The 13,232-nt window shown below is 72.5% G+C and carries 9 protein-coding genes; 5 read left to right on the top strand and 4 right to left on the bottom strand.

What is annotated here, in order from left to right; translation table 11 throughout:
* The first annotated feature begins 8 nt into the window (after positions 1 to 8).
* The 5 genes from ACGFJ7_RS15285 to ACGFJ7_RS15265 all read left to right on the top strand — a co-directional run bounded on the left by ACGFJ7_RS15285 (position 9) and on the right by ACGFJ7_RS15265 (position 8,429).
* Positions 9 to 1,577, top strand: coding sequence for an MFS transporter (locus tag ACGFJ7_RS15285; RefSeq protein WP_392642513.1), 1,569 nt, complete (start codon positions 9 to 11; stop codon positions 1,575 to 1,577).
* Positions 1,578 to 1,631: 54 nt separating this feature from the next.
* The gene (gene cphA, locus ACGFJ7_RS15280) at positions 1,632 to 4,388 is read left to right on the top strand and encodes a cyanophycin synthetase (protein ID WP_392642512.1); all 2,757 of its coding nucleotides are present in this window, start codon (positions 1,632 to 1,634) and stop codon (positions 4,386 to 4,388) included.
* A 449-nt stretch (positions 4,389 to 4,837) separates the two neighbouring features.
* Positions 4,838 to 6,877: a serine/threonine-protein kinase gene (locus ACGFJ7_RS15275; RefSeq protein WP_360239459.1), complete on the top strand. Its 2,040-nt coding sequence runs from the start codon at positions 4,838 to 4,840 to the stop codon at positions 6,875 to 6,877.
* Positions 6,878 to 7,143: 266 nt separating this feature from the next.
* Positions 7,144 to 7,398, top strand: coding sequence for a hypothetical protein (locus tag ACGFJ7_RS15270; protein WP_360239456.1), 255 nt, complete (start codon positions 7,144 to 7,146; stop codon positions 7,396 to 7,398).
* Between the two features lie 128 nt (positions 7,399 to 7,526).
* Positions 7,527 to 8,429, top strand: a complete 903-nt coding sequence (locus ACGFJ7_RS15265) for a sigma-70 family RNA polymerase sigma factor (protein WP_097324464.1) — start codon at positions 7,527 to 7,529, stop codon at positions 8,427 to 8,429.
* 2 nt (positions 8,430 to 8,431) lie between these two features.
* On the opposite strand, the gene ACGFJ7_RS15260 is transcribed toward ACGFJ7_RS15265, so the two are convergent.
* From ACGFJ7_RS15260 to ACGFJ7_RS15245, 4 genes are read right to left on the bottom strand one after another with little or no spacing between them, the layout of a single operon-like run.
* On the bottom strand, positions 8,432 to 9,190 hold the full coding sequence (locus tag ACGFJ7_RS15260) for an urease accessory protein UreD (protein WP_392642511.1): 759 nt from the start codon (positions 9,188 to 9,190) through the stop codon (positions 8,432 to 8,434).
* Complete coding sequence (ureG, locus tag ACGFJ7_RS15255; protein WP_392642510.1) at positions 9,187 to 9,882, bottom strand: urease accessory protein UreG; 696 nt, start codon at positions 9,880 to 9,882, stop codon at positions 9,187 to 9,189. Before ureG ends, ACGFJ7_RS15260 begins: the two co-directional genes overlap by 4 nt.
* A complete protein-coding gene (locus ACGFJ7_RS15250; protein ID WP_392642509.1) occupies positions 9,872 to 10,519 on the bottom strand; it encodes an urease accessory protein UreF in 648 nt (215 codons plus the stop codon). Before ACGFJ7_RS15250 ends, ureG begins: the two co-directional genes overlap by 11 nt.
* Before the next feature lie 2 nt (positions 10,520 to 10,521).
* Positions 10,522 to 12,249, bottom strand: coding sequence for an urease subunit alpha (locus tag ACGFJ7_RS15245; protein WP_392642508.1), 1,728 nt, complete (start codon positions 12,247 to 12,249; stop codon positions 10,522 to 10,524).
* Positions 12,250 to 13,232: the final 983 nt, after the last annotated feature.

Below are 13,232 nucleotides of genomic sequence, written 5' to 3'. Positions count from 1 at the left end.
TTCTCGCGGTGAGTCCATGGTCACCGCTCCGGGAGCGGGTCTTCCGTCATCTCTGGATCGCCGTGCTGGCCGGCAACGTCGGCACCTGGATGCAGACGGTCGGCGCGCAGTGGCTGGTGGTCGGCGAGCCGAACGCGGCCACCTGGGTGTCGCTGGTGCAGACCGTGACCATGCTGCCGGTGCTGCTGCTGGCGCTGCCGTCGGGGGCGCTGGCCGACGCGGTCGACCGGCGGCGGTTGCTGCTGGCCGTGCAGCTCGGGCTGTTCGCGGTGGCCGGCGTGCTGACCGTGCTGACGATCCTCGGCCTGATGCCGCCGGTGCTGCTGCTGGTCTTCACGTTCCTGCTGGGCGTGGGGCAGGCGCTGACCCTGCCGACCTGGCAGGCGGTGATCCCGGAGGTGGTGCCGCGCGACGAGCTGCCGGCGGCGTCGGCGCTGGGCGCGGTCAACACGAACCTGGCCCGGTCGGCCGGGCCGGCGGTGGCCGGCCTTCTCGTCGCGCAGACGGGGTCGGCGACGGTTTTCGCGATGAACGCTTTGTCGTACGGGGTTTTCGCGCTCGCTCTTTTCCGGTGGCGACGGCCCGCCCGGAAACTCCCGCAACCTGAACCTTTCGGGCAGGCGGTACGGGCGGGCGCGCGATATGTCCGCTATTCGCCGACGGTCATGCGCATCCTGGCGCGAGTTGTGGCTTTTGTCGTGCCGGGAGCGGTCGTCTGGGGACTCCTCCCGCTGGTCGCTCACCAGGAGCTGCGCATGGGCGCGAGCGGCTACGGCATCCTGCTGGCGGCACTCGGCGTGGGCGCGATCGCCGGCGCGCTGCTGATGCCCCGGATCCGGCAGCGGCTGTCGCCGAACCGGCTGATCGTGCTGGCCGGGCTCGTCTACGGCGGGGCGCTGGTGGTCACCGCGCTGGTGCCGAACGTGATCGCGGTGACGGCCGTGCTGGTCCTGGCCGGGCTGGCCTGGATGACGCTGGTCTCGCGGATGAACGCCACCCTGCAGCTCTTCCTGCCGAACTGGGTACGGGCCCGCGGCTTCGGGATCTACCAGGTGGTCTTCGCCGGGTCGCAGGCGCTCGGGGCGCTGGTCTGGGGGCAGGTGGCCTCGCTGTTGGGCCTGGACACGGCCTTCCTGGCCGCCGCGGTGGCGCTGCTGGCGGGCACGGTGACGATCCGCTGGTGGCCGGTGCACGAGCAGGACGGCGCCGACCGGAGCCCGGCCATCTTCTGGGCCGAGCCGCACATCATGCTCGAGCCGCACCTGGACGAGGGGCCGATCCTGGTCACCGCCGTCTACCGGGTCGCGGCGGACAAGGCCGGCGAGTTCGTCGCGGCCATGGAGGCGGTACGGGGTTCGCGGCAGCGCACCGGCGCGTCGCGGTGGGGTCTGTTCCGGGACGGCGAGGAACCGGGCAAGTACGTCGAGGTCTACCAGGTGCCGACCTGGGAGGAACACCTGCGCCAGCATGAGGGGCGGATGACCGGCAGCGACGAGCAGGCCGAGAAGCGGGCGCTCGCGCTGGCCGCCGGACCGCCCGAGGTCACTCACCTCCTGCCCGCCCATAACGCCGATTAGCCGGATGTTTCGGTTTTGTTCCGATTAGCCTCCTAGTGAAGGGGGGCGCGTCGCATGAAGATCGAATCCCTGCGCCGGCTGCGCGGCCCGAACGTGTACCTCTCCCGGCCCGCCATGGTCGCCCGGCTGCGGCTGGAGGAGCTGACCGGCGTCGAGACCTCGGACGTGACCGGCTTCGCCGAGCGGCTGCTGCGGGCGCTGCCGGGGCTGGCCGAGCACCACTGCGCGGCGGGTGCGCCGGGCGGGTTCGTGAGCCGGTTGCGCGGGGGGACGTACTTCGGTCACGTCACCGAGCACGCCTGCATCGAGCTGTCGCAGATGATCGGCCGGGACGTCAGCTTCGGCCGTACGGTGTCGGCGGGCGCACCGGGCCTCTACGACCTGATCATCGAGTGCCCGGTGGACGAGTCGCCCGACTCGTCCCTGCCGGCCGAATTGCTGCAGGCCGCGGTCGACCTCGTGCTGAGCGCGCACGCCGGCGGCGCCGCGGGAAGGACCGGGCTCGAGCGCTTGTCCGATCTGGCCGAGAGGGAAGCGGCCGGGCCGAGCACCCGGGCCATCATCACGGCGGCGCGGCGGCGGGGGATCCCGGTCGAGCGCTTCGACGACCTCAGCCTGCTGCGGCTCGGCTGGGGTGTGCGGCGGCGGCTGGCCTGGGCCGCCATGACCGACCGGACCAGCGGCGTCGGCGTCGACATCGCCGGCGACAAGCAGGTCACCCGCCGGCTGCTGGGCGAGGCGGGAGTGCCGATGGCCGAGGGCGGCCCGGCCCGTACGGCCCGGGAAGCAGTTGATCTTCTCGCCCGCCTCGGCGGGCCCGTCGTGATCAAGCCCCGTCAGGGACGGCACGGCGAGCACGTGACGCTCGACGTGGGCACCGCCGCGCAGGCCGAGCGGGCCTTCGAGGCGGCCGGCCGGGACGTGATCGTGGAGCGGCAGCTCGGCGGCCGTGACTATCGCGTGCTCGTCGTGGCCGGTGAGGTGGTGGCCGCGGCCGAGCGGATCGCCGCCCACGTGGTCGGCGACGGCCGGTCGACGATCGCCGAACTGATCGGGCGGACCAACGCCGACCCCCGCCGCGGCATCGGCCATTCCCGGTTGCTCACCCGGGTCGAGGCCGACCCGGACCTGCTCGAGCGCCAGGGATGGGCGCTCACGGGCGTACCGCCGAGCGGGGTTGCCGTCTGGCTGGCCGGCACGGCGAATCTCTCCACCGGCGCCACCAGCCACGACGTCACCGACCGGGTGCATCCCGACGTGGCCCGGCTCTGCCTGCGGGTGGCCGCGCTGCTCGGCCTCGACATCGCCGGGATCGACCTGCGGCTGCCCGACATCGCCGAGCCGGTGCCGCCGGTGACCGACGGCGGCGAGGTCGCCGGTGGCGTGATCGAGGTCAACGCGGTGCCGGGCCTGCGCATGCACCTGGCCCCGGTGCGCGGCCGGGCCCGCGACGTGGGCGACGCGATCGTGCGGGCGATGTTCCCCGGCGGCTCCGACGGGCGCATCCCGACCGCCGCCGTCACCGGCACGAACGGCAAGACCACGGTGGTCCGGCTGGCCGCGCATCTGCTGGCCGCCGGTGGTACGCGGGTGGGCCTGACCACCACCGACGACGTGCGCGTGGGCGGGCGGGTGATCTACCGGGCGGACGCCACCGGGCCGCTCTCGGCCCAGATGGTCCTGGGTGACCCGAGCGTTCAGGTGGCCGTGCTCGAGACGGCGCGCGGCGGGCTGATCCGCCGCGGCCTGGGCTACGACTGGTCGGACGTCGGCGTGATCACCAACATCACCGCCGACCACCTGGGGCAGGACGGCCTCGAGACGATCGAGGACCTCGCACACGTCAAGGCGCTGGTCGCCGAGCGGGTCCGCGAGGGCGGCACGCTGGTGCTCAACGCCGACGACCCGTGGGTGCGCAACCTGGTCGAGCGGCCCCGGGTACGGGCCGACCGCAAGCGGATCGTCTGGTTCGGCCTGGACGCGCGGCAGCCGGTGGTGGTCGAGCATCTGGCCAAGGGCGCGACCGCGTACCTGCTCCAGGACGGCTGGCTGACCCAGGCCACCGGGGCCCGGCGGACCCCGCTGATGCGGATGGCCGAGCTGCCCGGCGCGTACGGGGGAGCGGCACCCCACGTGGTGGCGAACGCGCTGGCCGCGATCGCCACCGCCCGCGCGCTCGGCGCCGGCCAGGAGGACGTGGTGCGCCGCCTGACCGAGTTCCGGTGGACGGTCGACAACCCGGGCCGGGCCACGCTGCTGCGGCTGGGCGACGTCTCGGTCTTCGTGGACTACGCGCACAACCCGGCCGCGCTCGCCGCCACACTGCGCACCCTGCACAAGCTGTGGGGCCCGGACCGCTGCGTGGTGGCGCTGACCCTGCCCGGCGACCGGCGCGACGACCTGCTGGCGGGAAGCGCCCAGGTGGTCGCCGACGGCGTGACGCGGGCGGTCCTCTACGAGGATGAGGACCCGGGCGGGCGGGCTCCCGGTGAGGTGTCCGAACTGGTCGAGCGGGAGATGCGGGCGCGCCGCCCGCAGCTGACGGCGGTGCGGGCGCGGGGCTACGAGGAGGCCGTGCCGGCGGCGCTGCGGCTGGCCCGCGCGGGCGATGTGGTGCTGGTCATCTACGAAAAGCTCGACCCGGTGCTGGACCTGTTGGCTCGGCTGGGCGCGCTCCCGGCCGGGGAGGCGCCCGTGCCGGTGCGGCTGACTCCGCCGAAGCGGCCGTCGCCGGCGTCGGTACTTTTCGGGAACGGGAGCGTTCCCGCGACGGATCGACACGCCGCGTTCTCAGGTTGGCATGAGAAATAGGCTGATCAGCGGAGGTATTCACCCGATCAGCGGGGGTTGCTCAGGTCAAGGCTTCAACAATTGCCCTACGGTAAGTAATTGCTCATGATCGTTACCTGTGGCGGTCCGTTATCTTTCGGCGACCGCCAGTTAAGCGGCTCTTAAGGGGCGGCGGGAATCTCGTTCCTGCCGTCACTTCCGATGAAGCGGGCATTCACCGCCTTATCCGGATATCGCCACCCGACGTCAGTCGGAGATCCGACTTTCGGGGGTCTTCCCCCTGGGCGCCACGGCCGGGATCCGTCGTGAAACGGACGGTAACGAACCGCAGGTAGACCGCCCGACGCGGGATTCTGATACAGGCGATCATCGGCTAGCATCCGACCCGTCGATGGGGAAAGCTTCCCCCGGCGCTGAGGAGCATGGCGGTGCGACTCGGCGTTTCTCACGAGGCGCGCATGTGGGGGCACATGAGCCAGCCGGACCTGCCCGGTTCGAGTTTGCTGGCCGGTCGTTATCGACTGGTCGAGCGGCTCGGCGCCGGCGGGATGTCAGTGGTGTGGCGAGGGTTCGACGAGGTCCTCGGGCGCCAGGTCGCGGTCAAGGTGTTGCCGCCGTCGACCAGCACGGACCCGGCGTTCCGCCGCCGGCTGCGCGCGGAGGCGCAGGCGGCCGCCCGTCTCAGCCACCCGAACATCACCAACGTCTACGACTACGGCGAGGCGACCACCGCCGACGGTGAGCCGGTGCCGTACGTCGTGATGGAGCTGATCGACGGCGAGTCGCTGGCCGCCGTGCTTGCCCGCGCGCGCAAGCTTCCCTGGCAGCACGCCGTGCGGATCACCGCCGAGGTCGCCGCCGCCCTGGCCGCCGCGCACGCCCGCGGCATCGTCCACCGCGACGTCACCCCGGCCAACGTCATGCTCACCCCGACCGGGGCCAAGGTCGTCGACTTCGGTATCTCGGCCCTGATCGGCGAGAACGACATCGACCCCGACGGCAGCCTGTTGGGCACGCCGGCCTACCTCGCGCCCGAGCGGCTCGAGGGCGGCCAGGTCAGCCCGGCCACCGACGTGTACGCGGTGGGCCTGCTGATCTACCGCACGCTGATCGGCCAGCTGCCGTGGGACGTGGGCACCACCACGGCCCTGCTCCGCGCTCACCAGTACGTCGAGCCCGACCCGCTGCCGCCGGTGGAGGGCCTGCCGGCCGAGGTGGACGCCCTGGTCGGCCGCTGCCTCGAGAAGCGGCCGGCCGACCGGCCGTCCAGCGCCGAGTTGGCCCGGATCCTGGCCGCGCTCTCGGCGGGCGCGCCCGCGGTGGCCCGCGGTTATGTGCCCGAGTGGGCCGACGACGCCGAGAACACGACGATCCTGCCGACCGCGAACGAGTACATGACCGAGGCGGCGGCGGCCGCGGCGGCCGCGGCCGCTCCGCAGTCCCCGGCGCCCACGTCGGGCAACCCGGCCGCCCCGGCCCGCAACAGCCGGTTCGCCGGCCTCGAGTCGGTGCCGATCGAGGCCGGGCAGCAGCTGCGCCCGGCCTACGGCAACCAGGCCGCGCCGGCCGCGGGGCAGCGCGGCCCGGGCAACCGGACCCGGCGCATCCTGGTCGTCACGGCCGGCGTGCTGCTGCTGGCCATCGGCACGTACGGCTGGAGCGCCAGCGGGAGCAGCCCCAAGGACAAGACGGCGATCGCCGGGCCTCAAGTGGTGGCGCCGACGGGCGAGTGCGTCGTCAACTACGCGGTCGTGAACGACAGCAACGGCCGGTTCAGCGCCCAGGTCACGGTGGCCAACAAGGACGACACCCCGGTCAACGACTGGAAGCTCTGGTTCCTCATGCCGGGCGACCAGACCATCTCCGGCAACGGCCGGACCACGCTGAACCAGAACGGCCAGAGCATCGAGGTCAGCTCGCCCACGGCGGCCGCGATCAAGGCGAAATCGACGGTGAGCGTGCCGATCACCGGCCGGTACACGTCGACCAACATCGCGCCGCTGACGTTCACCCTCAACGGCGCGACGTGCGAGACCTTCGTGTCGACCAAGCCGGGCGGCCCGCCGCAGAAGGTGGAGCAGCTCAGCGACGGCAGCACGCGGCTGGTGCCGACGACGACCGATCCGGGCTACAGCATCGCGCCCGACGGCACCGTCACGATCACCCCGACCGTGAAGCCGACCGGGGGCGTCAACGTCAAGCCGATCACCACGTCGCCCAAGCCGGGCACGACGACCACGCTGCCCAAGCCGGGCACCACGACGACCGGGACCACGACCACCCCGGCAACCACCCCGACGGGAACGCCGACCACCACGACCGGCGGCGGCGCGCCCGACCCCGAGCCTCCGCCACGTACCACGCCGACGCCGACACCCACGCCGACACCGACGCTGCCGGTCGAGGAGGGGCCGACCGATCCTCCGGCGACGCTCAACTGCGACGACCCGGAGGAGGATCCGAACTGTGACGCCGGTGCCGGGCCCAACCTGCCGCCCGACGTCCCCTGATCCACGGTGCTGCACAGGGCCGGCCCGGCTTCCGGGCCGGCCCTGTCGCGTCCGCCCCTAAAAAGCAGACGACACCCCGCGCGGCACGGAGTTAGGGTGAACCTGATGGCGCATGCATTTTCTCCCGATTCGCCCGGCGTGTTGGCTGGGGCGGGAGGGGTGCGCGAGGAAGATGAGGTTTGCTCTTTCCGCTCCGATCGGTTGTAACCACCGCCGACCGGGCATTAAGGGCAGCGCACTAGTTGTCGTACATCGGGGAGTTCGACATGATCAGCATTGTCAAGGATCTGGCGGCGGAGGCCCTCTTCGTCTCGGATCTCCAGCCGTCCCAGTGCCCCAGTCAGGCGGCCGTCGAGCGGGCGGTCACCGCCATGCTGCTGCTGCACGGCAGCGACGGATGCGCGGCGGAGGTGGCGCTGGAGTTCGGCGACCACCCGGACATCGCCGTCACGCGCATGCACTGGGTGCACGAGGAGCTCACCGGGGTCCTGCGGAACCGGCACGTCGCCGCCTTCCACTGAACCTGAGCTTTTCTCACGAAAAGCACCCTAATAGCAACCGAGTTCGGCCGCCTTCGCACCTTTCGTTCGTAAAAGTTCTTCTCGTTAGCCGGTTTTCACGCAACCGGTCGAATAGCGAGGAGGACCACGTGAGCGACACGACCGAACTCCCCGCCACCATCGGCACGACCCACGACGCGCCGTCCGCGCGGGACATCGAGGACCTCGTCCGCGAACACATGCCGATGGTTGGCCACCTGGTCCGGGAACTGCTGAACCGCGTACCCGGCCACGTCCACGCGGACGACCTTTCCTCCGCCGGATTCGCCGCCCTGCTCGGCGCGGCCCGGTCCTTCGACGTCACCCGCGGCATCCCGTTCCACCGATTCGCCGCGGTACGCATCCGCGGCGCGCTCCTGGACGAGCTCCGCGGCCAGGACTGGGCCAGCCGCTCGGTCCGGGCCCGGGCCCGGCGCACCGCCGCCGCCCGCCAGGAACTGACCGCCGCGCTCGGCCGCACACCCACCGACGCCGAGGTGGCCGAGATGCTCGGCATCGGGGTGCAGGAGCTGGCGACGGTCGAGGACGACGTGCAGAAGGCGGCGCTGCTCAGCCTCCAGGGCTTCCCCACCGGGGCGGCCGAGGAGATGGTGCCCGAGCTGTCCGAAGGCCCCGAGGACCTGCTGCTCAAGAGGGAGCGCCTCGGCTACCTGCACCAGGCGATCCAGGCGCTGCCCGAACGGCTGCGCCTGGTCGTCACCGAGTCCTTCCTGCAGGAACAGCCCCTCAGCGACGTGGCGGCCCGGCTCGGCGTCACCGAGTCGCGCATCTCCCAGCTGCGCACCGAGGCGCTGCAACTGCTGCGCGAGGGCCTGAACAGCTCCCTGGCCCCGGAACTGCTGACGGTGGCCGCGGGCGGCCCGAGGACACGCAAGGGCTGCATGCAGCGGCGCCGCAGCGAGTACTTCGCCCGCGTGGCCCAGCAGGGCAACCTGCACACCAGGCTGGCCCTCACCGACGCCCACGGCGTACCGATCGCGGTAGCGGCCTGAGCTCACCCGACGGCGAGGGCGGCTCCGGCCGACCTCGCCGCGTACAACGGATCGAGGGCCGCACACAACGGGTCCAGGGCCGCGCGCACCTGCCGGATGTCCCGGCCGACCGCGGTGGCCAGCATGCCCGGGCCGGCGAGCGGCATGAGCACGGCCTCGCCGCCCAGCAGCGCGGGATCCGCGACGGTGGTCGTGACCACGGTGCCGATCGCCCGGCCGCCGCCGAGCACGGCGGCGCCGGACCAGCCGGGAGCGGACGGGCCCACCGAGAGGTCATGGCGGTAGAGGGTCCGGCCGGCATAACGGACGGTGGTCTCGGTCCGTACGTCGCCGGGGTCCTCGCCGTGACGGCCGCAGACCAGATCGTCGCGCCAGAGCAGGCGGCCCCCGTCGGCCACCTCGACCCGGGTGACGGTGACGTGGTCGCAGCCGGCGGCGGCGATCAGCGGCTCGGGAAGCCAGCGCAGCTCACCGCCCTCGGCCACCCGGGCCTGGACCTCGTAGCGGGACGTGGGCAGATGGGACCGGCCGGGGAGCGCGAGCTGAGCCGCGACGCTGCGAATCTCTAGGGTCGCCCCGGAACCGACGGCGATCTCCAGGCGGAGGTCGTCGCCGCGCAGCGGTCCGGCGGCGCCGCCCACGAGGTGGACCCGGCCCGGCCCGGTGCGCCGCACCAGCAGCGGCGACTCCCCGCGCAGCTCGGCGAGCCGGGTGCCGCCGCGCCCGTCGGACTCGGCGGCGATCCGCGCGAACGCCTTCACCGTGCGGCGACCAATCCCCGGACCCAATCGGCCACCGGGGTGGCGGCGCGGTCCTCGACCAGAGACAGGAAGACCGTGGGCAGCTCGCCGCGGCGGGCCCGGGCGTCACGGTCCATCACCGACAGGTCGGCGCTGACCAGCGGGGCCAGGTCCGTCTTGTTGATCACCAGCAGGTCGGCGGTGGTGACGCCGGGGCCGCCCTTGCGGGGCACCTTGTCGCCGCCGGCCACGTCGACCACGAAGATCTGCTGGTCGATCAGGCCCTTGCTGAACGTCGCGGTCAGGTTGTCGCCGCCGCTCTCGACCAGCACGAGGTCGAGCGGGCCGAGCGCCGCCTCCAGTTCCTCGACGGCGTCCAGGTTGGCCGAGATGTCGTCGCGGATCGCCGTGTGCGGGCAGCAGCCGGTCTCGACCGCGCGGATCCGCTCGACCGGGAGCACGCCGTTGCGCTTGAGGAAGTCGGCGTCCTCGGTCGTGTAGATGTCGTTGGTGACCACGGCGAGCCGCAGCTCGTCCCCGAGGGCCCGGCACAGGGCGGCCACCAGCGCCGTCTTGCCCGACCCGACCGGCCCGCCGATGCCCACCCGCAGCGCCCGGGGCGCGTCGGGGAGGGGCGCGTGCGGGTCGACGCCCGGCTCGGGATGCGTGTGCGGCACCTCGTCAGCGGCATGCGTGTGAGTTTCAGGATGCAAAGAGACGCACCTCCCAGGTGGCGTGGAGCTCGGCGCCGATGTCGAGCAGGGGAGCGCCCGCGGCCGGCAGGTCGCCGACCGGGTCGCCGGCCCGGGCCGCGGCCGACGCCGCCACCCGGTCACAGTCGGGGGCGAGCCGGGCCAGGAGCCCGTGCACCGCGTACGGATCGAGACCCAGCAGCCGCACCCCGGCGCTGGCCGACCCGGTGACGGTGCCGTGCGCCGCGGCGACGGCCGCCTCGAGAGGTCCCAGGCCGGCCGCCCGGGCCAGCACGCCGAGGGCGACCGGCTGATGCGGTTCCCGCCCGATCTCCGGGATCGCCCACATGGCCCGGCCCGCCCGCAGCAGCGCCCGGCCCTGGGCCCGCGACGCCCTCCGGAGCGCGGGCGACGGCGTACGGGAATCAAGCCCTTCGTCCAGGTCCGCCAGGGTTTCCGGCGTGCGGTGGCAGGCCGCGGCGGCGAAGGCGGCGGCGACCAGGCCCGAGGTGGCCAGCTTGCCGCGGAGGAAGCCGGCCAGGCCGTCGAGGTCACGCACCCGGCCCGCCGAGACCTGCGCCTCCAGGCCACCCGAATGGGCGTGGCCGCCGGCCGGGAGGCGGCCGTCGGCCAGCAGGAGCAGCGTCGCGAGGCTCATGGTCAGAACAGGAAGTAGCGCTGGGCCATGGGCAGCTCGGTCACCGGCTCGGGCTCGATGATCTCGCCGTCCACCCGGACCTCGAACGTGTCGGCGTCCACCTCGATGCGGGGGAGGGCGTCGTTCAAGGGCAGGTCGGCCTTGGTGACGTGGCGGGTGTCGGCGACCGGGGCGAACGCGCGCTTCACGCCGACCCGGTCGGTCAGCATGGCGTCGATGGCGGCCGGGGCCACGAAAGCCAGCGACGTCTGGGCCGGGACCACGCCGTACGAGCCGAACATGGGTCGTGGCAGCATCGGCTGCGGCGTGGGAATCGAGGCGTTCGCGTCGCCCATCTGCGCGGAGGCGATCATGCCACCCTTGAGGACCAGCGACGGCCGTACGCCGAAGAAAGCGGGCTCCCACAGGACGAGGTCGGCCAGCTTGCCCGGCTCGACCGAGCCGACCTGATCGGCCATGCCGTGCGCCACCGCCGGGCAGATCGTGTACTTGGCGACGTAGCGGCGGGCGCGGTTGTTGTCGGCGGCCGTGTCACCGGGGAGGGCGCCGCGGCGGGCCTTCATCACGTGGGCGGTCTGCCAGGTCCGCAGGATGACCTCGCCGACGCGGCCCATGGCCTGCGAATCGGAGCCGATCATCGAGATGGCGCCCAGATCGTGCAGCAGATCCTCGGCGGCCATGGTGGACGGGCGGATCCGGCTCTCGGCGAACGCCAGATCCTCCGGCACGGCCGAGTTGAGGTGGTGGCAGACCATCAGCATGTCCAGGTGCTCGCTGAGGGTGTTGCGGGTGTACGGCCGGGTCGGATTGGTCGACGACGGCAGGACATTGGGCTGCCCGGCGACCGTGATGATGTCGGGCGCGTGGCCGCCGCCGGCGCCCTCGGTGTGGTACGCGTGGATCGACCGGCCGCCGATCGCCCGCAACGTCTCCTCGACGAAGCCGGCCTCGTTGAGCGTGTCGGTGTGGATCGCCGCCTGCACGCCGGAGGCGTCACACACCCGGAGGCAGGCGTCGATCACGGCGGGCGTGGTGCCCCAGTCCTCGTGCAGCTTGAAACCCCCGGCGCCCCCGCGCAGCTGCTCCCACATCGACTCGGCCGACATGGTGTTGCCCTTGCCGAGAAGCAGGACATTGACCGGGTACGTGTCGATGGCCTCGAGCATCCGGGCCAGATACCAGGCGTTCGGGGTGACGGTGGTGGCTTTGGTGCCCTCGGCCGGCCCGGTCCCACCCCCAATGATCGAGGTGATGCCGGACGCGATCGCGGTGTCCAGAATGGTCGGGCTGATCAGGTGAACGTGACTGTCGATCGCCCCCGCGGTGAGGATCTTGCCGTTACCAGCGATGATCTCGGTGCCGGGCCCGATGACAAGATCCGGATGTACGCCGTCCATGGTGTCCGGGTTGCCGGCCTTGCCGAGCGCGACGATCCGCCCATCCCGGATGCCGATGTCAGCCTTGACGACACCCCAGTGGTCGAGCACGACAGCACCGGTGATGACGGTGTCGGGCGAGCCCTCGGCCCGGGTGGCCCGCGACTGCCCCATCGACTCCCGGATGACCTTCCCACCCCCGAAGACGACCTCGTCGCCCGGCCGGGGTCCGGCGCTGCGATCCTCTTCGACCTCGATGAGCAGATTGGTGTCGGCAAGCCGGATCCGGTCGCCGACCGTAGGCCCGTAGAGAGCCGCGTACCGGCTCCGCTCAAGGCGCCCCGCGCTGGTCATCACAAGCTCCCGTTCTGCGGTCCGGCCGTGGTCATCGCCAGCTCCCGTCCTGGTCTGTACGCGGTCACGGCGCGCTCCCGTCCCACGGTCCGGCTGCGGTCACCGCCAGCTCCCGTCCTGGCCCGTACGCGGTCACTGCGTTCCCCGCGCCGCGGTTGGTCCGCGCTCCCGCGCCGCGGTTGGTCCGTAATTACCGCGTTCTCGCGGTGCGGTTCGTCGCCGGTCACCGCGCTCTTGCGCCGCCGTTGGTCCGCGGTCACCGCGTTCCCGCGCTGCGGTTGGTCGGCGGTCATCGCGTTCCCGTGCCGCGGTTGGTCGGCGGTCACCGCGTTCCCGCGCCGCGGTTGGTCGGCGGTCACCGCGTTCCCGCGCCGCGGTTGGTCGGCGGTCACCGCGTTCCCGCGCCGCGGTTGGTCCCCGGTCACCGCGAACTCCCGTCTTGGGCGCATTCCCTCAAGACAACAAATCGGAAATATCCGAAAGGTGGGCGGGTGAGGGCGAGCGGGCGGTGGGAGCGCCGCGCCCTGCGGTTCGGTCGCGGTCACCGCGACCTTCCGTTCTCCGGTCCGGCCGTGGTCACCGCGACCTTCCGTTCTCCGGTCCGGTCGTGGTCACCGCGAGCTTCCGTTCTCCGGTCCGTCTGCGTCACCGCGAGCTTCCGTTCTCCGGTCCGGTCGTGGTCACCGCGACCTTCCGTTCTCCGGTCCGTCTGCGTCACCGCGAGCTTCCGTTCTCCGGTCCGTCTGTCGAAGGCGATAAATCGGAAATGTCGGAGAGCGAACGCGAGGGAGGAGGGGCGATCGGGAGTGCGGCGCCTTGCGGTCCGGCGGCGGATGGGCCGGTGGTGGTCTGCGGGCTGGTGGTGGCCGGGGCAGTGGTGGCCTGGCCGGTAGTGGTCTGCGGGCTGGTGGTGGCCGGGCCGGTGGGGGTCTGGCCGGTAGTGGTCTGCGGGCTGGTGGTGGCCGGGCCGGTGGTGGTCTGCG

It is taken from the genome of Actinoplanes sp. NPDC048988 (genome assembly GCF_043197815.1).
Lineage (GTDB): Bacteria > Actinomycetota > Actinomycetes > Mycobacteriales > Micromonosporaceae > Actinoplanes.
Note: the sequence above shows the minus strand (reverse complement) of the source record. Positions and strands in the feature narration are given on the sequence as shown.